The organism is Limibacillus sp., from assembly GCA_037379885.1.
Classification (GTDB): Bacteria; Pseudomonadota; Alphaproteobacteria; order Kiloniellales; family CECT-8803; genus JARRJC01.
Map to the genome: position 1 here is coordinate 16,650 of JARRJC010000036.1, position 21,179 is coordinate 37,828.

Sequence of the window (21,179 nt, forward strand, 5' to 3'; positions counted from 1 at the left end):
GCCGGGAGGCCGGCCTCACCTTCGCCGAAGGGGGACGGCGCGAGGAGCGCTATGGCCGCGCTCTGGCGCACCTGGTGACGCGCGAGCGCGTCTGGGTCCAGGGCCGTCTGCTGGAGCTCGGGCTCGCCCGGGTCTACTCCTTCCCCGACAACCGCGCGCTGGTGGCGGAGATGCTTGAGCTGGAACGCGCCGCCCGGCGCGCCGGGCGCGGCATCTGGGGCCACCCCTTCTACCGCATCAGAGAGGCCCGGGCGGGCGCCCTCTGGCCCCTGCTCGATTCCTTTCAGGTGATCGAAGGCGAGGTGCGGGAGGTTTTTTCCTCCAGCCGAAACACCTACCTTAACTTCGGTGAGGACTGGAAAGAGGACTTCAGCCTGCAGATCCCGCGCGAGGTCCGGGATGAATTCAAGCAAGCGGGCGTAGAACTGGAGAGTCTTTCAGGCCGCCGGGTGCGCGTCCGCGGTTGGATCTCCGCCTACAACGGCCCGCTGATCCGCGTGACACACCCAGAGCAGCTCGAGCTATTGGAGCCGTAATGCCGCAAGCAAAGACAGACGACCGAGCGCCTTTCTTCTCCCGCCTTTTGGGCCGCCGCCTGCGCGCGCTGTCCGCTGCGCTGCTGATCGGCCTTGGCGGCCTCGGGCTTTCGGGCTGCGAGACGGCGCCCGCGACGGGCCGAACGATCTTCACCGGCGGCCTGGACGCCCAGGACGAGCTGGCCCTGGGGCGCGAGCAGCACCCCAAGATGGTGGCGCAGTTCGGCGGCAGCTATGACGACCCGGAGCTCAACCGCTACGTCACCTCCGTCGGCAATCTGCTGGCGGCGACCAGCGAGCAGCCGGACCTGCCCTACCGTTTCACCATCCTGGACAGCGACATCGTCAACGCCTTCGCGCTGCCCGGCGGCTATGTCTACGTCTCGCGCGGCCTGGTCAACCTGGCCCGCGACGAGGCGGAGCTGGCGGGCGTGCTGGCCCACGAGATCGGCCACGTGACCGCGCGCCACAGCGCGGAGCGCTACGGAAACTCGGTTCTCGCCGGCTTGGCCGTGGTGGGCGCGGCGATCCTGACCGGGGACGCGAACGTCGGGCAGCTTGGCGGGCAGGCCGCGCAGATGGCGCTGGCCAGCTACTCGCGCAGCCAGGAGTCGGAGGCCGACCTCTTGGGCATTCGCTACCTGTCGCGCGCAGGCTACGATCCCGAGGCCATGGCGAGCTTCCTCAGCCAGATGGAGTCCAACGCGCGCCTGGAGGCGATCCTGGCCGGGAATCCGGGGCAGGCCGATGCCTACAACATCTTGCAGACCCACCCGCGCACCGCCGACCGCGTGCGGGACGCCGCGCGCCAGGCGGGCGTTACGCAGGTCGCCAACCCCATGCGCAACCGCGATGCCTACCTGCGCCGGATCGACGGCACGATCCACGGCGACAGCCCGCGCCAGGGCTTCGTGCGCGGCCAGCGCTTCCTGCACCCCGAGCTGAAGTTCGCGTTCGAGGTGCCGCCGGGCTTCCGGCTCGCCAACCGCCCGACCAGCGTTCAAGCCAAGCATCCCAACGGCAGCATGATCGTCTTCGACATGGCGGGCGGCGAGGCGGCGCGGCGCTACGAGGTCGGCGACTACCTGCGCGGCGTCTGGGGCAAGAATGCGCGGCTGGAGCAGTTCGAGCGGATTGAGATCAACGGCATGAAGGCCGCCACGGCGACCACCAAGGTGAACCTGAACAGCGGCCCGGGAAGCCTGCGGCTGCTGGCGATCCGCTTCGCGCCCAACCAGATCGTGCGCTTCCTCTTCGTGGTCCCCTCCAACCGCCTGGATCAGATGAACCGGCCTCTGCGCGAGACGACCTATTCCTTCCGGCGCCTCAGCGACGGGGAGGCGGCCTCGCTTAAGCCCTACCGCATCCGGATCCATGAGGTGAGGCCGGGCGAGAGCCTCTCGTCCCTCGCCCGGCGCCTGCCCTATCCCGACTACCGGGAAGAACGGCTGCGCGTGCTGAACGGGCTGCGGCCCGGCGAAGGCCTGCAAGCCGGGCAGAAGATCAAACTGATCGTCGAGGAGTAATCAGGCCGGCGGAATCTCGATCCGGTCGGCGAGCGATCCATCGGGCGCGAAACAGCCCGCTATCAGCGCGCCCCCGAAGCCGCAGCCGCCGTCCAGGGTGCCCCGGAAATCATCCAGCACCAGACCGGGATGGTCGGGCGCGATCCCGCGCAGGATCCGCTTATAGCCGTCGTAGGGCTCGGTCATGCGCGAGAACGCCGCAGCACCCCACCAGAAGGAGTCCTTCTGCGCATCCAGCGGCCGGTCGGGCGCAAGCCCGGCGGAGACGCAGAGCAAGGTGCCGTCGTCGCTCAGCGCGGCGCGGCGGAGAGCAGCGAAAAGCTGGGCGTGGCCGGGATGGGCCTGCATCCTGCTGCGCAGCTCGCTGGACCAGCGCGTGATCCCCACGACGCCGCTGCCCGCCGCCCGCTTGGCCGCCTCTTCAGTGCCGCCGTAGGCCTCGATGGTCGGGCCGACGCCCTGTTGCAGCATCCAGGCCAGCACCTGTCTCGGGTCCGTTGCGAACTGAAGCTGTAGCAGCTTCTGCCACATCTCCTCCTGCGCGCCGCGCAGATGGACGATGTCGCAGAGATGCGCGCCGGGGCGCGAGAGGAAGAGGGTGCGAAACGCGATCACCTCGTCCAGCGTGTCGATGATCGCGGAACCCCGCCCGATCATGTTCCCGAGATAGACCACCTGATCGCCGGGCTCTAGACGGCCCGCGAGCTCGTCGTGCAGCGCGGTGAGCTGTCCGGCCTCTCCATGCAACGCGCCGATCGCCCAGACCCTTCGACCGCCCTTCAAGACCGCGAACTTCTGGCGGTTGGTGGCGCTGGCTTGGCCGGAAGCCTCTGGCACGTCGCGGACTCTCCTGGGGTCGGCCCTGGGGCGGGCAGCTTTTTTGCGCGGTCTCGTCTTCAACGAAAAGAGCCGACCGGAAATCGTCCGGCCGGCCCGTCTTCATCGGGTTCGTCTAGCCTAATTGGCGCGGCGTGACAATCAAGACTCCCTTGCCCGACATACGCGCCTTTCTCAGGCAGATCAGGCTGCGCTCAGAAGCTTCTCGAGCTTTTCGGCGGCCTTGATCTCGTCGATCTTCTCCAGCGCCGCCAGTTCGCGGGCCAGACGCTCAAGGGCGGCCTGGTACATCTGGCGCTCGCTGTAGGACTGCTCAGGCTGATCCTCGGCGCGGTGCAGGTCGCGCACCACCTCGGCGATCGCGACCGGATCGCCGGAGTTGATCTTCGCCTCGTATTCCTGGGCGCGGCGGCTCCACATGGTGCGCTTGGCGCGGCTGCGGCCCTTCAGGGTCTGCAGCGCGGTGTCCATCAGCTTGCGGCTGGACAGCTTGCGCAGGCCGGAGTTGTTGGCCTTGGCCACGGGAACGCGGAGGGTCATGCGGTCCTTGTCGAACTTGATGATGATCAGCTCGAGCTTGTCGCCTGCGATCTCCTGCTTCTGGACGCCCATCACGCGGCCCACGCCGTGCGTGGGGTAGACGACGTAATCGCCGGCGGCGTATTCGGTATCTTTAGCCATGGTAGGGTTCTCTCCGTCCCTATTATAAACGATCCCAAACAAGGACCCGTTGTCGTTCAGGCAACCCCCCATGGCCGGCGCGAAAAAAAGGCTTCAAAAAAGCCCCTATCACAAACGCCGACCGAGCCCTTTTCCGCCTGACCTTGTCAGGCGGCGCCCGATCGATGCAGTCTCTGTCTCTATCCAGGCGGGGCGCCGGATATCCGCCGCCCGCCATACAGGGACCGGTTCCACGTCGCCTCATGCTTTTCGGCCCAGACGGCGGCGCACCCCGGTTTGTAACCGAAAGATAATACTTTAGTTGGACGGAAAATTCAACTCTTGTGCGGCGCACAAGACGCTAAGTGGCGTTCCTCGCGCCCTTCTTCGAGGCCGCGGATGCGGCGCAGCGCGCTCGGGCTCTAAGGAAATGAACGCTCAGGAGCCTTCGCCGGGCTCCGCGCTGAAGAACTTCTCGTACTTGTTCTCCATCTCGCGGTACTCATCGGCATCGGCGGGCGCCTCGCCCTTGCGGGCGATGTTCGGCCAGGTCTCGCTGTAGTCGCGGTTCAGCTCCAGCCACTTCTCGCCTTCGGGGTCGCTGTCGGGGACGATGGCCTCGGGCGGGCACTCCGGCTCGCAGACGCCGCAGTCGATGCATTCGTCCGGGTGGATCACCAGCATGTTCTCGCCCTCGTAGAAGCAGTCCACCGGACAGACTTCGACGCAATCCATGTACTTGCACTTGATGCAGGCTTCCGTGACGACGTAGGTCATGTTGGTCCTTAAGCTCGGCTGGGAACGTCTTTCGCCGGTCCTATCTAGCTTAGAAGCGCGGTTATTCCAAGAGGCCTAGCGCACGCTGTGCGCGCTTTCTGGCCTCGCCGCTTTCCTGGTCCGAAACATAGAGCAGCCCGGCGAGGCGCCGCATCAGGTTGGCCTCGTAGTCGTGCAGCACCCCGTCCGCGTAGGCGACCTGCCAGAGCATCTCCATCAACTCGACCCGTTCGGGATGATCGAGGGAGTTCTTGATGTCCCGCGTCAGGCCGTACATCTCGACGCTGGCGCCGACGCGGTGGCTGGCGCGCTCCAGCAGCTCCAGGGCGGCGGCCTCGCTCAACTCGAAGTGTTCGGCGAGCAGCTTCCCGATCAGGCTGCGCTCCTCCTGCCCGAAATCGCCGTCGAGCTCGGCGGCCTTGACGAAGAGGGAGGCGACGGCCAGCGGCACGATGTCCGCCCCGGCTTCCGAGGTTCCATCGTTCTGCTTGAAGAGAGCTTTAAGTCTGTCGATCATCGCTCGAAGGGACCTTTTCCTTTTGGCATTCTGCTGCTTCCCTCCCGCTAAACATGGGCGCTGGTTGCTTGCACGGCAAGGCGAGCGGTCTTAGGGTCGTCGGCTATGGGAGACAGCGGTCACGCCAACGACGATCTCAAAAGCGCCGATGTACGGCTGCACTCCCCAGCCTGTCTGCGCAACCGCGATTCCATTCTCGAGGTGCTGAAGCGCGTTCTGCCGCCCAGCGGAATCCTGTTGGAGGTCGCGAGCGGCAGCGGCGAGCACGCCGCCTACATGGCCCCGAAGCTCTCGCCCTTGATCTGGCAGCCCAGCGAGGTGGAGGAGGTCCTGCGCGCCTCAATCGGCGCTTACGTCGACGAGACCGCCAGCCCCAACCTCATGCCGCCGCTGCGCCTGGATGTCTATCAGGAGGTCTGGCCGCTGAGCCGGGCCGACGCCCTGGTCTGCATCAACATGCTGCACATCGCTCCCTGGAGCGCCGCCGAGGCGCTGCTGCGCGGCGCCAGCCGCCTGCTGTCACCGGGCGGCGTCCTCTATCTCTACGGCCCCTTCATCCGCGAGGATGCGGAGACCGCGCCCAGCAACCTCGCCTTTGACGAGAGCCTGCGCGCGCGCAACGCCGAATGGGGTCTGCGGCGGCTGGAAACCCTCACCGCGCTCGCCGAAAGCTGGGATCTCAGCCTGGAAGAAACCGTGGAGATGCCGGCCAACAACCTGTCGTTGATCTTCCGGCGCGACTGATCCTGCGCGGCTGAGGGACTTAGTCGCCCCTCTTCAAAGCTCATCCTTCAGACGGGCGATCTCCCGCCGGTCCTTCTTGGTCGGGCGACCCGCGCCGCGCGGGCGCGACCCTGGCGCGGACGGCTTGTTCCGGGGGAGCTTCGCCTCGCGGCTCGGCGGTGCCAGATCCTCGTAGAGGCCCTGGGCTTCGCTCGCGGGCCCTCTCCGTTCGGCCAGGAAGAGCACCTTCACGATCCGGATATGGTCGCCTTGGCGGAAGGTCAGGACCTCGCCCCCGCGCAGCGCGAAATGCGCCTTCGCGGTCGCCTCCCCGTCGATGCGCACCTGCCCGGCCTGACAGACCTTGGAAGCCAGCGAGCGCGACTTGAAGAAACGCGCGCTCCAGAGCCACTTGTCCAGGCGCTGGCTATCGGCGGGTTCGCTCATGGGGGATCAGCGCTGGTAGAGTTCCGCCAGCTTGGCGAAGGGTGAATCGGGGTTGGGCACGCTGCGCTTGCGGTTCGTCCGATCACTGGCTGGCTGCTGCTGCTTTTGGTGCTTCTGCTGCTTGGCCTTGCCCTTGGCGCGGCTTGCCGCCTCGGGTTTCGCCTTCCTGTCCTGCGCATCTGAAGGGCGTTTGCGCCTGCGGGCGGAAGCGCCGCGGCGCTGGGGAGCGAAGCTGACGGCCATCGCCGGGTCTTCGCCGCCCTGGCGCCGGAAGCCCAGTTCCGGCAGCAGGCGGGCCAAGGCCTCCTGGTCGCCCGACAGGGGCTCGGCCAGCCGGGGTAGCGGCGTGAAGGGCCCGGTGGGGCGGTTGCGGTAGAGCGCGCTCATCAGCTTTTCCAGCGCATCGGCCCGCACGGCGAGGCCCGCGCGGCGGCCGGGGAAAAGCCGGTAGCCCTGCGCATGGCAAAGCCCCTCGGACTGGCGGGTGGAGAAGCAGAGCGGCTTTTCAGCCCGCGCGCCCGGCTGCTCGCCCCCGTGCCAGACCCAATGGAGCAGGGTCTTCAAGTCCTGCGCCTCCGGCTTCAGGAGCGCCGGGACATAGAGGCATTCCGCCCCGATCCTTAGCCCCAGGTCGTAGAGCTGCTTGCGCGCGGGCTTGTCGAGCGCGCGCAGCAGGTTGGCCGCTCGCCGGCGCGGCACCAGGCCCAGCGCCTCCACGACCTGGAAGGCCAGCCCGCGCGCCTCGCCCTCCAGCGGCGCGCCCGCAAGGGCGTAGAGCGGCGCCAGGCGGTTTTGCAGATAGCGTTCCAGCCAGCGTTCCAGGCGCTGGCGCATTCTCTCCTTCATGGCCGCGTCGAGCAGGTCGGCGTCGTCGACCAAGACGCCCGGATGCAGCGCGTCCTTGCCCTTGGTGAGACGCCCGACCGGCTGGCCGCGCCAGGTGAGCCGGGCGTCGGCTTCCAGGAGGAAGGAGCCGTCGTCGCCCTCGCAGAGCTCGGTCACGCGGCGCGGTATCTCCTCCGACAGCACGCGACGCCCGGCGGCCAGCGCGGCCCGCGCTTCCTCGCCCTGGCCCAGGCCCTCGGCCAGCTCCAGACGGAAGCCGCGCAGGCGGCCTATGGATTCGCCTTCGATCACCACCTCGCCGTCCTTGCGCACGCCGCCGAGCGGCCTCTCGCCTTTCCGGCCGCGCAGCAGCAAGGCGGCGCGGCGATCGACGAAGCGCTGGGTCAGCCGTTCGTGCAGCGCGTCGGAGAGCCGGTCCTCCACCGCCCGCGCGCGCTCCTGCCAATGGAGGTTGTCGTCGAGCCAGTCGCCGCGGTGGGTGATGTAGGTCCAGACCCTGCCCTGGGCGATGCGCGCCGTCAGGGCGTCGATGTCGCCGTCGCTGCGGTCGATGGCCTTCAGGCGCTGGTCCAGGAACTCGCTGTCGAGCTTGCCCTCGCCGGAGAGCAGGCTGGCGTAGATCCGCGCCAGCAGCCGGTTGTGCTGGTCGGTCAGGGTCTTCTCGAAGTCCGGGATCTGGCAGACCTCCCAGAGCAGCGCGACCTTCTCGGGCCCGCGCGCGAGCGACATGACCAGGGGATCGCGCAGCATGGCGGCCAGGTGGAGCTGATCTTCGGCCTCACGCGCCCGGAACAGGCCGGCGCGCCCGGGCTGCGCCTCCAGGCTGCCCATCAAGGCGGAGGGGCTGCTGAAATCCAGGTTGCGGTTGCGCCAGGCGAGGACGCGCAAGGGGTCGAAGCGGTGGTTCTCCACGGCCTCCACCACCTCCTCTTCCAGTTCGGAGATCTCAGCGGTCGTGCCAAAGGTGCCGTCGCTCATGTGGCGGCCCGCCCGCCCGGCGATCTGACCGATCTCGGCGGGGCCCAGCGGGCGCATCTGCCGCCCGTCGAACTTGTCCAGACGGGCGAAGGCGACGTGGTTGACGTTGAGGTTCAAGCCCATGCCGATGGCGTCGGTCGCGACCAGATAGTCGACCTCGCCCTCCTCGAACAGCTGGACCTGGGCATTGCGGGTGCGCGGCGAGAGCGCGCCCAGCACCACGGCGGCGCCGCCGCGCTGCCGGCGGATCAGCTCGGCGATGGCGTAAACGTCGTTCGCGGAGAAGGCGACGATGGCAGAGCGCGGCGGCAGGCGCGTCAGCTTGCGGTGCCCGGCGTAGCTGAGCGTCGAGAAGCGCGGACGGGAGACGACCTCGGCCTCCGGGACCAGCCGCTGCAACAGCGGCTTCACGGTCTCCGCGCCGAGGAAGAGCGTCTCGGAAATGCCGCGCGCGTGCAGCAGGCGGTCGGTGAAGATGTGCCCGCGTTCCGGATCGCCGCAGAGCTGGATCTCGTCGACGGCCAGGAACTCCACCTGCCGGTCCAGCGGCATGGACTCCACCGTGCAGAAGAAGTAGCGCGCCTGGGCCGGGATGATCTTTTCCTCGCCCGTGATCAGGGCCACCTGATGCGCGCCGCGCAGCTTGACCGCGCGGTCGAAGTTCTCGCGCGCCAGCAGGCGCAGCGGAAAGCCGATCATGCCGGAGCTGTGCGCCAGCATGCGCTCGATCGCCAGGAAGGTCTTGCCGGTGTTGGTCGGGCCCAGCAGCGCCGTCACGCCGCTTCGGGAGGGCGGCAGCGGCTGCGACCGTCCGGCGGCTTCTGGGGGAGGGGTCTCGGTCATGGTTCCTAAGGATCGGGTCTCACGCGCGCTCGCGCAAGGGCGGGCGGGCGTCTTTTCCGATTTTTACCTCTGCTTCTTACCTCTGCGTCCCGCGCCCTCAGCCCTTCACCAAGGGCACGAAGGCGACGGGCAGGGCGCTCTGCTCGCGCTTGGCGCCCTGGTCGTCCTTCTCCACGACGCGCAGTTCCTGTCCGCCGAAGAAGGCCTGGGCGGCGCGGCTGGTGGGGCCGATGGGGATGACGATGCGGCCTCCCGGCTTCAGTTGCTCGAACAGCGCGGGCGGCAGCTTGGGCGCGGCGGCGGTCACCACGATGGCGTCGAAGGGTGCTGCCTCCGGCCAACCCTTCCGGCCGTTGCCCCTGCGCAGGTGGATTCCATCGTAGCCCAGCGCCGCCAGACGTTTCGCCGCGGCTTCCGCCAGACTCTCGACGAACTCGATCGACCAGACCTCGGCGCCCGTTTCGGCCAAGACGGCGGCCTGATAGCCGCAGCCCGTGCCGATCTCCAGGATGCGCTTGCCGGCTGCGGCGCCGCTCAGCGCGGTCATCAGCGCCACGATGTAGGGCTGGGAGATGGTCTGCCCCGCGCCGATCGGCAGGGGCCGGTTCTGGTAAGCCGCCGCGCGCCGGTCTTCGGGCAGGAAGAGGTGCCGCGGCACGGCGAGGAGGGCCCGGCGCACCTCCTCGGGCAGGTGCGCCAGCCCGGTCATACCCGCCGTCTCGGCGATCTCCGCCTCGACCTCGGCCAGCAGTGCGGCGCGCTCGCCGCCGCGTGCACGGCGTTCTTCTTGGGAAATGATCCGGTTCTCAGGCACGCAAACGCCTCCTTGCAAGCGAGGGGGCAGGGTCACATATCAGACCACAGCCGGAAGCCGCCCGGCGAAGCGAGAAGAAGCATAACAGCATGTGAAGGGGTTAGAAGACGCCATGAGCGAAGAAAAGCTGTCTTTCCAGGCCGAGGTCTCACGCCTCTTGGAGATCGTCGCCGGAGCGCTCTATTCGGACAAGGAAGTCTTTTTGCGCGAGTTGATCTCCAACGCCTCGGACGCCTGCGACCGGCTGCGCTACGCCGCCCTGACGCAGCCCGAGCTGACCGCCGGTGACCCGGACCTGAAGATCCGCATCGAGCCGGACGCGAAGGAAGGCACCCTCACCCTGGCCGACAACGGCATCGGCATGAACCGCGACGACATGGTGGAGAACCTGGGCACCATCGCGCGCTCGGGCACCGCCGCCTTCATGGCGGGGCTGAAGGAAGCGGCGGAGAACAAGGACAAGGCCGTCAACCTGATCGGTCAGTTCGGCGTCGGCTTCTATTCCGCCTTCATGGTGGCCGACAAGGTGACGGTGGAAAGCCGCAAGGCCGGAGAAGAGCAGGGCTGGCGCTGGGAAAGCGACGGCAAGGGCGGCTTCACGGTCTCCGAGAGCGAGAGCGCGCCCGACCGCGGCGCGCGCATCACCCTGACGCTCAAGAAGGACGCCAAGGAGTTCGCCGACCCCAAGCGGCTGGAAGCCGTGGTGCGCGCCTATTCCGACCACATCGCCGTTCCCATCCTTCTGGCCGAGGAAGGTCAGGAGGAGCCGCGTCAGCTGAACGAGGCCTCCGCGCTCTGGACCCGCGCCAAGTCGGACATCAGCGAGGAGCAGTACCGCGAGTTCTACCACCACGTCGCCCATGCCTTCGACGAGCCCTGGGCGCGCCTGCATTTCCAGGTCGAGGGCATGCTGTCCTACACCGGGCTGATCTACGTGCCCGCGCAGCGGCCCATGGACCTGTTCCACCCGGAGCGGCGCCAGGCGCTGCGCCTCTACGTGAAGCGCGTCTTCATCACCGACGAGAGCGAGGAGGTGCTGCCCGCCTACCTGCGCTTCCTGCGCGGCGTGGTGGACTGCGAGGACCTGCCGCTCAACGTCTCGCGCGAGATGCTTCAGAACTCGCCCGTGCTGGCCAAGATCAAGTCGGGCCTGACCAAGCGGGTGCTGGACCTCTTGGAAAAGCGCGCCAAGGCCGAGGACGGAAACTACGAGGCCTTCTGGGACGCCTTCGGGCCGGTCCTGAAGGAAGGCATCTACGAGGACGCGGGCAACCGCGAGCGGCTCTTGAAGCTGGCCCGCTTCCGCTCCTCCAAGGTCGAGGGCTGGACCAGCCTCGCGGACTACCTGGAGCGCATGCCCGAGGGGCAGAAGGCCATCTACTTCCTGTCCGGCGACAAGTTGGAGCGGCTGAAGCAGTCGCCTCAGCTCGAAGGCTACGCGGCCAAGGGCGTGGAGGTCCTGTTCCTGACCGATCCGGTGGACGAGTTCTGGCTGACCGTGGCCCCGGAATACGAGGGCAAGCCCTTCAAGTCGGTGACCCGCGGCTCGGCCGACCTGGACGAGATGGACGACGCCGGGGAGACCAAGCAGGACGAAACCCCCGAGGAAGCGAAGAAGGAGGAGGCGCCCGAAGGTTTCGAGGCGCTGACCGCCTTCCTGAAGGTGACGCTGGGCGAGGCGGTGAAGGAGGTGCGCGCCTCCAAGCGTCTCACTTCCAGCCCGGTCTGCCTGGTCGCCGACGAGGGCGACATGGACCTGCACCTGGAGCGCCTGCTGCGCCAGCACCAGCAGCTCGACCATGAATCCCAGCGCATCCTGGAGCTGAACCCCAAGCATCCGCTGGTGAAGGCCCTGGCCGAGAAGGCCGCCGCCTCGAACGGCGGGGGTGCCAGCCAGGAGATCGAGGAGGCCGCCTGGCTGCTGCTCGATCAGGCGCGAATCCTCGAAGGCGAAGCCGTCCCCGACCCCGCCGCCTTCGCCCGCCGACTCTCCGACGCCATGGCGCGCGGGCTGGTGGGATGAGGCGGGGCGTTTGACCGTCTCAAGCCGCCGCCATCCTTCGAGACGCGGGCTTATCGCCCGCTCCTCAGGATGAGGGAGCCGCTTCACCGGACCTCATCCTCAGGAGCGGGCCCCTCAAACCTCATCCTGAGGAGAGCGCTTTGGCGCTCGTCTCGAAGGATGGCGGCGCTTGGCCTCCTACCCCTCCATCCCCATCCGCTTGTGCCACGCCTCCAGCGATTCTTCCGGGTAGTCCTCGAAGGTCTTGTCGCTAGGGCCGGCTTCCAGCTTCACCCAGTTCGCCTTCGAGCCCAGCATCATGTGGGTCTGCTCCGGCGCTTCGGGCAGGTCGGAATCGATGGCCGAGGCGTGGGGGTGGATCAGCTCGGGCCAGCGCAGGTCCCAGGCCCAGAGGTGGCTGCCGCAGTGCTTGCAGAAGGAGCGCTCCATCTTGGAGAGGATCGGTCGGCCCTCGCCGTCCTCGCCCATCTGCGCGCGATAGACGCTGAGCTGCTCCGACCCCTCGACCTTCAGGCTGTCGGCCAGCGCGCCGAGGTTCATCGCATAGCCGCCGCCCCCTTGCGTCTTGCGGCAGATCGAGCAGTAGCAGCGCTGATAGGGCACCGGCTGCGGCGCCTCGAGCGAGAAGCGCACCTGGCCGCAGTGGCAGGAACCGTTCAGTTTCATTGAAAGCCTCCCAGGGTTGTCGGAAGGCATTGAGGCATGGCGCCGCGCGCGCAGGCAAGTCGGCCCGGAGCGGCGACCGGAGCGGCGGCCCGCGGACTCAGGCTTTATGCTTCCTGGCGGCCTCTTTCTTCGCGCGCTCCTCGGCGCGGTCGCGGGCCTTCACCGTTGCGGGCGTGTCGGGCCTGGCGGGGTCTCCGGGGTCGTTGGCGGGCTCGCCGCCTTCTTCCATCCACTCAGCCGCCAGCGCCCAGGCCTTGATGCCCGGCGGGATCGGCGGCGACTTGCGCTTGGGCACCTGAAGCGCCTCCAGGATCTCCTGGGTCTTGACCGCGCGGGCGTGGGCGCGGATCGCGGCCTTGACCAGGGCGCGCGCGGCCACCTTGCCGTTCTTCTTCACGAAGACCTGCTCGAGGTAGAGGAAGCGTTCGTCCCAGCAGAGGATGCGGCTGGTCAGCTCATAACGCTCGAAGGGGTCGAGCGGCCGCTTGAAGGAGATGGTCTCCGCCGCCACCACCGGCATCCACTTGCGCTTCTTGAAGATGCCGAGAACGCCCATGCGCGCCATCAGGTCGATGCGCCCCAGGTCCATGACGGTCAGGAAGCGACCGTTGTTCATGTGGCGGTTGAGGTCGAGGTCGTTGGGCCAGACCCGGAAGCGCACCCGCGAGACGCCAAAGAGGCTCAAGGGCGAGCGGAAGCGCGCGGCCAGGAGGATCTTGATGAGGCGCAAAAGCAGGTTCATGACATCCCTCTAGAAGCTCGCGGCCTCCAGCTCCATCAGCGGCTTCTTGCCCGCCATGATCTGCTGGAACAGGGCGCTGGTCTCGGGCAGCACGCGGGTCATGTAGAAGCGCGCGGTCGCGACCTTCGCCTTGTAGAAGCCGGTCGGGTCCTCTTCAGCCTCCACCTTGGCGAGGGCCAGCTTGGCCGTACGCGCCCAGATGTACGCGAGCGTCACCAGACCGAAGAGCCGCAGGTAGTCGCTGGAGGCGGCGCCCGCCTCCTCGGGGTCCTTCAGGCCCTTCTCGGCGATCCAGGCGGTCGACTGCTGCAAGCGCCCAAAGGCCTTGGCCAGTGGCAGGACGTATTCGGCGAGCTGCTCGTCTGCCTGGTTCTCCTCGATGAAAGCCAGGACCGGATGGAAGAAGCGGCGCAGGTAGCGGCCCATGCCGTGACCCAGCTTGCGGCCCACGAGGTCGAGGGCCTGAATGCCGTTCGCGCCCTCGTAGATCTGCGTGATGCGCGCATCGCGCACCAACTGTTCCATACCCCATTCCTTGATGTAGCCATGCCCGCCGAAGACCTGCTGGGCGCGTACCGTGGCGTCGAAGCCGTGGTCGGTCATGAAGGCCTTGATGATCGGGGTCATGAGCTGCACGAAGTCGTCGGCGGCCCGGCGTTCGGCCTCCTCGGCGTGCTTTTCGGCCCGGTCGATCTCCATGCCGGTCCAGATCGCGAGCGCGCGGCAGCCCTCGTTGACCGCCTTGACGGTCAGGAGGTTCTTGCGTACGTCCGGGTGTACGATGATCGGGTCGGCCTTGGCCTCCAGGTCCTTGGGGCCGGAGAGGCTGCGCCCCTGCCGCCGGTCGCGGGCGTAGTCGGCGGCGGACTGGTAGGCGGTCTCCGCCACGCCCAATCCCTGGATGCCGACGCCCAGGCGGGCGGCGTTCATCATGGTGAACATGGCCTTCATGCCGCCGTGGGGCTCGCCGACCAGCGTGCCCTCGGCCTCGTCGAAGTTCATGACGCAGGTGGCCGAGGCCTTGATGCCCATCTTGTCTTCGAGCGAGCCGCAGGCGACGCCGTTGCGCGCGCCCAGCGAGCCGTCCTGCTTCACCGCGAACTTCGGTACCAGGAAGAGGGAGATGCCCTTGGTTCCGGCAGGCGCGTCGGGCAGCTTGGCCAGCACCAGATGCAGGATGTTGTCGGTCAGGTCGTGTTCGCCCGCCGAGATGAAGATCTTCTGGCCGGTTATGGAGTAGATGCCGTCGCCTTTCGGCTCCGCCTTCGTCCGGATCAGGCCCAGGTCGGTGCCGCAGTGCGGCTCGGTCAGGCACATGGTGCCCGACCAGGCGCCCTCGGCCAGCTTGGGCAGGTAGCGCTTCTTCTGCTCGTCGCTGCCCCAGATCTCCAGTGCGTTGTAGGCGCCGTGGGAGAGGCCGGGGTACATGCCGAAGGCCATGTTGGTGGAGCAGACCAGCTCCATCATGAGGAACTCCAGCGTCTTGGGCAGTCCCTGCCCGCCATAGGCCGGATCGCAGGCGAGCGAGGTCCAGCCGGACTGGCAATAGGCCTCGTACGCCTCCTTGAAGCCTTGAGGCGTACGCACGACCCCGTTCTCGAAGTGGCAGCCTTCCTTGTCGCCGGACTGGTTCAAGGGCAGCAGCTCGTTCTCACAGAACTTCGCGCCCTCCTCCAGCACGGCGTCGACCAGATCGCGGCTCGCCTCCTCGTACCCGGGCAGGGCGGCCACGCGGCTTTCGTAGTCGAAGACCTCGTAGAGCCAGAAGCGGATGTCTTCCAGGGGGGCTTTGTAGCTCACCATGACGAACCTCGTCTTTCCTCTAGTTCCGGAGCGGCTTGCCGGTGGTCAGCATGTGCTCCATGCGTTGCAGGCTCGCCTCCGTGCGGATCAGCCGCATGAAGGCTTCGCGCTCCAGCTTCAGCAGCTCCGCCTCGCCCAGCGGCTCGGTGTGGTCCGCGCCCGGCCCGCCGGTCAGGACGCCGCAGAGCTCGCCCGCGACCACCTGGTCGTGGGGCGTCGCAACACCCTTGGCGGCCAGATCGCGCAGCGCGAAGTCCAGGGTCGCCTTGCCGCTCGGGCCCGGCAGCACCAGCTCCAGCGGCTCAGGCGCTTCATAGCCCTCGGCCAGGTCCAGCGCCTTGGCCTTGGCGTCGGCCAGCAGCCGGTCGCGGTTGTAGGTGATGCCGTCCGCCGCCCGCAGGAAGCCGAACTCCTTGGCCTCGAAGGCCGACTTGGCGACCTTGGCCATGCCGATGGTCTCGAAGGCCTCGGCGACCGGCGGCATGGGGCCCTTGGGCCGCCTCGGGTCGGCGGCGAGCCGCCCCAGCATCTCGGTGCAGCCGCCCCAGCCGGGGATCACGCCCACGCCGACCTCCACCAGACCCATGTAGGTCTCGCCGTGCGCCTGGATGGCGTCGGCGGAAAGGCAGATCTCGCAGCCGCCGCCCAGCGCCAGGCCAGAGGGGGCTGCGACCACGGGGAAAGGCGCCTGACGCAGCTTGCGGTAAACCTTCTGGCCCTGGCCCACCATGTCCTCGACCATCGGCCAGAGGGCTGCGTTGGCGGCGAAGAGCGCGAGGCCGAGGTTGGCGCCCGCTGAGAAGTGGCTGCCCTCGTTGTAGATCACCAGCGCCTTCAGGCCCTCCTTGGGCACGATCTCCAGCGTCTTGGCGAGCAGCGCCATGACCTCGGTATCGATGGTGTTGAGCTTGGTGTGGATCTCAAAGCAGGCGACCCCGTCGCCGACATCCCAGAGGCTGGCCGAACCGTTGCGGGCCAGGGGCTCGCGGGTCAGCTTGATGTCGGCCAGGAGCTCCACGCCCTCGGGCCGTTCGATGGGCCGGTAGGCGCCGTCGGGCATGAGCTGTTCGTGCCGGCCCCCGGCGACCCTGTAGAAACCCTCGGCGGCGGCGGCCTTCTTCAGAAGCTCGGGCGCCTCGCGGCCCTCGGCCTCCAGACGCTCGGCGAAGGCCTTGGCGCCCAGGCGGTCGATCAGCTCGAAGGGCCCGTACTTCCAGGCGTAGCCGAGCTGCAGGGCGCGGTCGACCGAGGCGACGTCGCCGACGATCTCCGGCACCAGGGAGGCGGCGTAGGCCAGCACCTTGGAGAGGACCGCCCAGGCGTAGCGCCCGCCCCGGTCCTCGTGTGCCACCAGCGCCTGTAAGCCCTTGACGCCTTTCAGGCCCTTGGCCGCGTCGAGACTTTCCAGCGCCACCTTTCCGGCGGGCGCATAGGCGCCGGTCTCCAGGTTGATCGCCTCCTTCACCTTGCCGCCGCCCTCGCGGTTGATGCGGTAGAAACCGCCCTTGCCCTTACGGCCGGTGTAACCCTCGTCGATCATCTTGCGGATCAGCGGCAGGTCGCGGCGGATGGCGTGATAGCTGTCGCTCTCCGGCAGGTTGTCGGCCAGGCCCTTGTCCACGTGCGGCATCAGGTCGATGCCGACCAGGTCCATGAGGCCGAAGACGCCGGTCTTGGGAATGCCCACCGGGCGGCCCATGACGGCGTCCGCCTCCTCGATGGAAAGGCCCAGGTCGATGGCGTCCACCAGGGCCGCCTGGATCCAGAAGGTACCGATGCGGTTGGCGACGAAGCCGGGCGTGTCGTTGCAGAAGATCACGCCCTTGCCGAGCCTGCGATCGGCGATCCCAGCCATCTGCTCGACGGCCTTGGCGCGGGTCGCGGGCCCGCTGACGATCTCCAGCAGCCGCATGTAGCGCGGCGGATTGAAGAAGTGCGTGATCATGAAGTCGGCCTTGAAGGAATCAGGCAGGCCGTCCGTCAGGCGCGAAAGCGGCAGGGTCGAGGTGTTGGAGGAGACCAGCGAGCCCTTCTTGCGGTGCGCCTCGATCTTTCCATAGAGCTCCTGCTTGATGTCGAGCCGTTCGATCACGGCCTCGACGATCCAGTCGCAGTCGCCGAGCTTGTCCAGGTCGTCTTCGATGTTGCCCGGCGTCACGCGCTTGGCGAAGCGCTTGGACATGAAGGGGGCGGGATCGGCCTTCAGCAGCTTTGCGATCGCGCCCTTGGCGACCGCGTTCCGGTCCTCCGCGCCCTCCGGCACGATGTCGAGCAACAGGACCTCAAGCCCCGCGTTGGCGCAGTGCGCGGCGATGCCGGCGCCCATGACGCCCGCGCCGATCACCGCGACTTTCTTGATATCGGTCGCGTTCCTGGCCATCACGCCGCCTCCAGAACCGTCGCGATTCCCTGACCGCCGCCGATGCACTGGGTGGAGAGCGCGAACTGCTTGCCCTCGCGCTTCAAAAGCTGGGCGGCCTTGCCGGTGATGCGCGCGCCTGTCGCGCCCAGCGGGTGGCCCAGCGCCAGCGCGCCGCCGTCGAGATTGATCTTGTCCCAGTCGAGGCCCAGCTCGTCGGCGCAGGCCAGCGCCTGGGAGGCGAAGGCTTCGTTCAGTTCGATGATGTCCATGTCCGCGGCCTTGAGCCCGGCGCGTTCAAGGGCCTTCTTGGAGGCGACGACCGGACCCATGCCCATAGTCTCCGGCGCACAGCCGGCCACGGCCACCGCGCGGACGCGCGCCAGGATCGGCAGGCCGCGTTCCTTGGCGTAGTCCTCGGAGGTCACGAGGCAGGCAGAAGCGCCGTCGGTCAGCGGGGAAGCGGTCCCGGCGGTCACGCTGCCGTCTTCCTTGAAAGCGGGCTTCAGACCGGCCAGACCCTCGGCGCTGGTGTCGGCGCGGATGCAGCCGTCCTGCTCCACCACCTCGTTGCCCAGGGTCAGCTTCACGATTTCCCCGGCGAGTTTGCCGGCGGCCTGCGCAGCGGCTGCCTTCTTGTGGCTCTCCACGGCGAGCTCTTCCTGACGGGCGCGCTCGATGCCGTACTTGGCGGCGACGTTCTCTGCCGTCTCGCCCATGGATATGTACGCTGCCGGATAGTTTTCCGCGAGTCCGGGGTTCAGCATGGGGTTGAAGCCCGCCATGGGCACGCGGCTCATGGACTCGATGCCGGCGCAGAGGAAGGCTTCGCCCGCGTTCATCTGGATCGCCCCGGCGGCCATGTGCACCGACTGCATCGAGGAGCCGCAGAAGCGGTTGACGGTGGCGCCCGCGACCGAGATCGGCAAATCGGAAAGGAAGCCGATCAGGCGCGCGACGTTCAGGCCCTGCTCACCTTCGGGAAAGGCGCAGCCGACGATCAGATCCTCGATGTCGGCGGGGTCGACGCCGCTCTCTTCGATCAGGCCGCGCACGACCTGGGCGGCCATTTCGTCGGGGCGCATCCGGGTGAGGGCGCCCTTCTTGGCGAAATGGAAGGGCGAGCGGGCATAGCCCGCGATGACGACGTTCCTGTTCATGGCGCGATAACGCTCCTTCCTGCTTCTGGGCAGTCGTTCCAGAGATTGTTCTCGGCGGGTCAGCCCGCCTTCTTGTTCGTCTTGTCGAGGTGGCCGTCCACCTGACGCTTGATCTCGCGCAGTTCGACCAGGGTTTCCTCCAGGTCGCGCTGCTGCTGTTCCAGGGCCTCCAGGCGCTCCTCGATCTTGCCGCGCAGCAGTTTCATCTGCGTGACCTGATCGGGGTCGGCGTCGTAGAGCGTCAGCCACTCGCGTATTTCGCGCAGGCTGAAGCCCAGCCGCTTGCCGCGCAGGATCAGGATCAGGCGGCCCCGGTCCCGGTGGGTGTAGACCCGCGTGGTCCCGGCCCGTTGCGGGCTGATGAGCCCCTTATCCTCATAGAAGCGAATGGCGCGCGGCGTGGCGTCGAGTTCTTCGGCCAGTTCGCTGATGGTGTAGAGCTTGGTCATGGGACTTCCCGCAGATGATCGCGATGATGCTTGTTACGTTATATGCTTAACGTATAGGTAAACTTAATCTCTAACCCGCTGGCGTTCAAGAGGCTTTCGACAGCTTCTCGCGCTCTTCTTCGATCAGTTCCTTCTTGGACAGCTTGCCGATCATGGTCTTGGGCAGGCTGTCGCGGAACTCGATGACCTTGGGCCGTTCGATGGGCGACAGGCGCTCGGCGAGGAAGGCTTGCAATGCCTCCGCCGTCAGTTCGGCGCCTTCGCGGAGCTTGACGAAGGCTTTGGGCGACTGGCCGCGATAGGCGTCCTCGATGGCGATCACCGTCACCTCTTCGACGGCCTCATGCTCGTAGCAGGCCTCTTCGATGATGCGGGGATAGACGTTGTAGCCACCGCAGAGGATGACGTCCTTCAGGCGGTCCACCAGGAAGACGTAGCCGTCCTCGTCCATGTAGCCGACGTCCGCCGTGCGCAGCCAGCCGTCGGACAGGACCTCCGCCGTCTCCTCCTCGCGCCGCCAGTAGCCCTTCATCACCTGCGGGCCACGGATGCAGATTTCCCCGTTCTGGCCCGGCTCCACCGGGCGGTCGGGGTCCTCAAGATCGCGGATCGCGATGTCGGTGCCGGGGAAGGGCAGGCCGATGGACCCGGCCTTGTTCACGCCGTGCGGCGGGTTGCAGGTCGCGACCGGCGCGCTTTCCGAAAGACCGTAGCCCTCGACCACCTTGCAGCCGGTCCGCTCCTCGAAGGCCTGCTTCACCTCGACCGGCAGCGGCGCGCCGCCGGAGATGCAGAGCTTGACCGAGGAAAGGTCGAAGCGGTCGACTCCGGCGTAGTTCTCGATCGCGTTGAAGATGGTCGGCACGGCGGGGAACAGCGTCGGGCGCTTCTTCTCGATGGTGCGCAACACCTCCTCCAGGTCGAAGCGCGGCAGCAGGATCATCTCGCCCGCCGCCTCGATGGCGACGTTCATCACCACGGTCATGGCGAAGACATGGAAGAAGGGAAGGACGCCCAGCGTGCGCTCCTCCCCCCGCTTCAGGTCCTGGCCCCAGTTGGCGACCTGACGGCGGTTGGCGGCGAGGTTGGCGTGGGTCAGCATCGCGCCCTTCGGAACGCCCGTGGTGCCCCCGGTGTATTGCAGCACCGCGAGGTCCTCCAGGGGGTCGATCGCGACGGGACGCAGAGGCCCGGCCCCGGCGAGAAACTCTTTGTAGGTCAGGTAGGCGGGCGCGGCCGGGACGGAGGCCAGCTGCGCGCTCTTCAGGATCGGGAAGAGCAGGCCCTTCACCCGCGGCAGCGCCTGCGCCAGCGAGCAGACCACCACGCGCTCCAGCGCCCCGGCCTTCACCAGGTTGTCCAGCTTGGGCAGCATTAGCTGAAGGTCCAGCGTCACCATGATGCGGCATTCGGCATCGCGAACCTGGCGCTCCACCTCGTAGTGGGTGTAGAGCGGATTGAAGTTCACCACGACACCGCCGGCCTTCAGCACGGCGTGGTAGAAGATCACGAAGTAGGGGCTGTTGGGCAGCAGCAGGCCGACGCGGTCGCCCTTCTGAAGGCCCTGGGCCTGCAAGCCCGCGGCGGCGCGCTCCACGGCCTCACCGATCTCCGCATAGCTGCTTTTGCGGCCCAGGAAGTCCAGGCAGGGCCGCTCGCCGAAGTCGGCCACGGCGCGATCCAAGGCCGCGTAAAGTGGCTCGATGGGGGCATCGAATTCCCAGGCTAGGCCCGTCGGATAGCTCTTGATCCAAGGCCTTTCGATTTCCTGTCGATCACTGGTCATGTCACATCCAACGCCGCTTCGCGCGGCCTTAATTCGAGTAAGCCTGTCCCCTTGCCGGAAAGCAGCGCCTTCCGGGCCGAGCGGGTTCCCCCACCTTCCCCTTGTTCTTGTCTTGCTGTTGCGGTCTCTCCGGGCGGCGGCGGTTCGCTGCCGCCCGGTAACCTCTTAATCCGCCCGCAGCGGGCCGCTATCCCTTAGAAGGAGAAGCGCGCCTGAATCGAGAGGATGTCGATGCCGTTCTCATAGTCGGCGGTCAAGGGCCCAGGGCTGGGCACCGACTCCGAACCGTTTAGGCGGACTTCCGTGTCCTCAACGAAGATGTGGGTGTAGCCCGCATCGATTCCAAACCACTCGTTCACCTCGTAGGAGGCGCCAACGGCCAGCCAGTAGCGGCTGCCGCCCGGAATGCGCGGCGTGCGGAAGGTATCGTTGATCGGCGTCTCGTCGTAGGCGACACCGGCGCGGAAGGTCCACTTGTCGTCCATGCGGTACTCGCCGCCCAGCGCCAGGAAGATCTGATCGTCCCAGTTTTCCTGGGTCACTGAAATTGGACTACCATTAGAGGCAACACGCAACTCGTCAAAGCTTGACCAGAAAGTATATTGAGCTTCGGCACTAACAGACCAGTTTTCGTCTATGTCATATGTCGCACCTAAAGACAGCATAGCGGGTGTAGTCAAGTCCGCT

General features: G+C 67.3%; 18 protein-coding genes and 1 pseudogene. 4 read left to right on the plus strand and 15 right to left on the minus strand.

Going from position 1 to position 21,179, the window contains the following annotated elements:
- Positions 1-536: thermonuclease family protein (locus P8X75_11225; protein ID MEJ1995760.1), on the plus strand; the 536-nt coding region annotated here is incomplete at its 5' end.
- Positions 536-2,062 (plus strand): M48 family metalloprotease, encoded by a 1,527-nt coding sequence (locus P8X75_11230; GenBank protein ID MEJ1995761.1) that lies wholly within the window; start codon positions 536-538, stop codon positions 2,060-2,062. The genes P8X75_11225 and P8X75_11230, both read left to right, overlap by 1 nt.
- Here the strand turns inward: P8X75_11230 and P8X75_11235 are convergent, their stop codons facing one another.
- From P8X75_11235 to P8X75_11250, 4 genes and pseudogenes are all read right to left on the minus strand, one after another.
- Positions 2,063-2,899: a hypothetical protein gene (locus P8X75_11235; GenBank protein MEJ1995762.1), complete on the minus strand. Its 837-nt coding sequence runs from the start codon at positions 2,897-2,899 to the stop codon at positions 2,063-2,065.
- Positions 2,900-3,082: 183 nt separating this feature from the next.
- A pseudogene (locus tag P8X75_11240) lies at positions 3,083-3,562 on the minus strand (CarD family transcriptional regulator).
- A 435-nt stretch (positions 3,563-3,997) separates the two neighbouring features.
- Complete coding sequence (locus tag P8X75_11245) at positions 3,998-4,336, minus strand: ferredoxin family protein (protein ID MEJ1995763.1); 339 nt, start codon at positions 4,334-4,336, stop codon at positions 3,998-4,000.
- Positions 4,337-4,397: 61 nt separating this feature from the next.
- Complete coding sequence (locus P8X75_11250) at positions 4,398-4,853, minus strand: TerB family tellurite resistance protein (GenBank protein MEJ1995764.1); 456 nt, start codon at positions 4,851-4,853, stop codon at positions 4,398-4,400.
- Between the two features lie 105 nt (positions 4,854-4,958).
- Between P8X75_11250 and P8X75_11255 the strand changes: the two genes are divergently transcribed.
- The gene (locus tag P8X75_11255; GenBank protein ID MEJ1995765.1) at positions 4,959-5,597 is read left to right on the plus strand and encodes a DUF938 domain-containing protein; all 639 of its coding nucleotides are present in this window, start codon (positions 4,959-4,961) and stop codon (positions 5,595-5,597) included.
- A 33-nt stretch (positions 5,598-5,630) separates the two neighbouring features.
- On the opposite strand, the gene P8X75_11260 is transcribed toward P8X75_11255, so the two are convergent.
- The 3 genes from P8X75_11260 to P8X75_11270 all read right to left on the minus strand — a co-directional run bounded on the left by P8X75_11260 (position 5,631) and on the right by P8X75_11270 (position 9,504).
- Entirely contained in the window at positions 5,631-6,023 is a 393-nt protein-coding gene (locus tag P8X75_11260; protein ID MEJ1995766.1) for an RNA-binding S4 domain-containing protein, read from the minus strand.
- A gap of 6 nt (positions 6,024-6,029) precedes the next feature.
- Complete coding sequence (locus P8X75_11265) at positions 6,030-8,690, minus strand: helicase-related protein (protein ID MEJ1995767.1); 2,661 nt, start codon at positions 8,688-8,690, stop codon at positions 6,030-6,032.
- A 97-nt stretch (positions 8,691-8,787) separates the two neighbouring features.
- Positions 8,788-9,504, minus strand: coding sequence for a protein-L-isoaspartate(D-aspartate) O-methyltransferase (locus P8X75_11270; protein MEJ1995768.1), 717 nt, complete (start codon positions 9,502-9,504; stop codon positions 8,788-8,790).
- A gap of 112 nt (positions 9,505-9,616) precedes the next feature.
- On the opposite strand from P8X75_11270, the gene htpG reads away from it, so the two are divergent.
- The gene (htpG, locus tag P8X75_11275) at positions 9,617-11,527 is read left to right on the plus strand and encodes a molecular chaperone HtpG (GenBank protein ID MEJ1995769.1); all 1,911 of its coding nucleotides are present in this window, start codon (positions 9,617-9,619) and stop codon (positions 11,525-11,527) included.
- Positions 11,528-11,704: 177 nt separating this feature from the next.
- Here htpG and P8X75_11280 read toward each other — a convergent pair whose 3' ends face one another.
- The 8 genes from P8X75_11280 to P8X75_11315 form a co-directional block, all read right to left on the minus strand.
- Positions 11,705-12,193, minus strand: a complete 489-nt coding sequence (locus tag P8X75_11280) for a GFA family protein (protein MEJ1995770.1) — start codon at positions 12,191-12,193, stop codon at positions 11,705-11,707.
- Positions 12,194-12,290: 97 nt separating this feature from the next.
- A complete protein-coding gene (locus tag P8X75_11285; GenBank protein ID MEJ1995771.1) occupies positions 12,291-12,935 on the minus strand; it encodes a thioesterase family protein in 645 nt (214 codons plus the stop codon).
- Between the two features lie 9 nt (positions 12,936-12,944).
- On the minus strand, positions 12,945-14,738 hold the full coding sequence (locus P8X75_11290) for an acyl-CoA dehydrogenase C-terminal domain-containing protein (GenBank protein MEJ1995772.1): 1,794 nt from the start codon (positions 14,736-14,738) through the stop codon (positions 12,945-12,947).
- A gap of 19 nt (positions 14,739-14,757) precedes the next feature.
- A complete protein-coding gene (locus tag P8X75_11295) occupies positions 14,758-17,118 on the minus strand; it encodes a 3-hydroxyacyl-CoA dehydrogenase NAD-binding domain-containing protein (GenBank protein ID MEJ1995773.1) in 2,361 nt (786 codons plus the stop codon).
- Positions 17,118-18,257 carry a thiolase family protein gene (locus P8X75_11300; GenBank protein MEJ1995774.1) on the minus strand — a complete coding sequence of 380 codons (1,140 nt, stop codon included), beginning with the start codon at positions 18,255-18,257 and terminating at the stop codon, positions 17,118-17,120. Before P8X75_11300 ends, P8X75_11295 begins: the two co-directional genes overlap by 1 nt.
- Before the next feature lie 59 nt (positions 18,258-18,316).
- On the minus strand, positions 18,317-18,706 hold the full coding sequence (locus P8X75_11305) for a MerR family DNA-binding transcriptional regulator (GenBank protein MEJ1995775.1): 390 nt from the start codon (positions 18,704-18,706) through the stop codon (positions 18,317-18,319).
- 85 nt (positions 18,707-18,791) lie between these two features.
- Entirely contained in the window at positions 18,792-20,492 is a 1,701-nt protein-coding gene (locus P8X75_11310) for a long-chain fatty acid--CoA ligase (GenBank protein MEJ1995776.1), read from the minus strand.
- Between the two features lie 194 nt (positions 20,493-20,686).
- Positions 20,687-21,172, minus strand: a complete 486-nt coding sequence (locus tag P8X75_11315; protein MEJ1995777.1) for a TonB-dependent receptor — start codon at positions 21,170-21,172, stop codon at positions 20,687-20,689.
- Between the last annotated feature and the right edge of the window lie 7 nt (positions 21,173-21,179).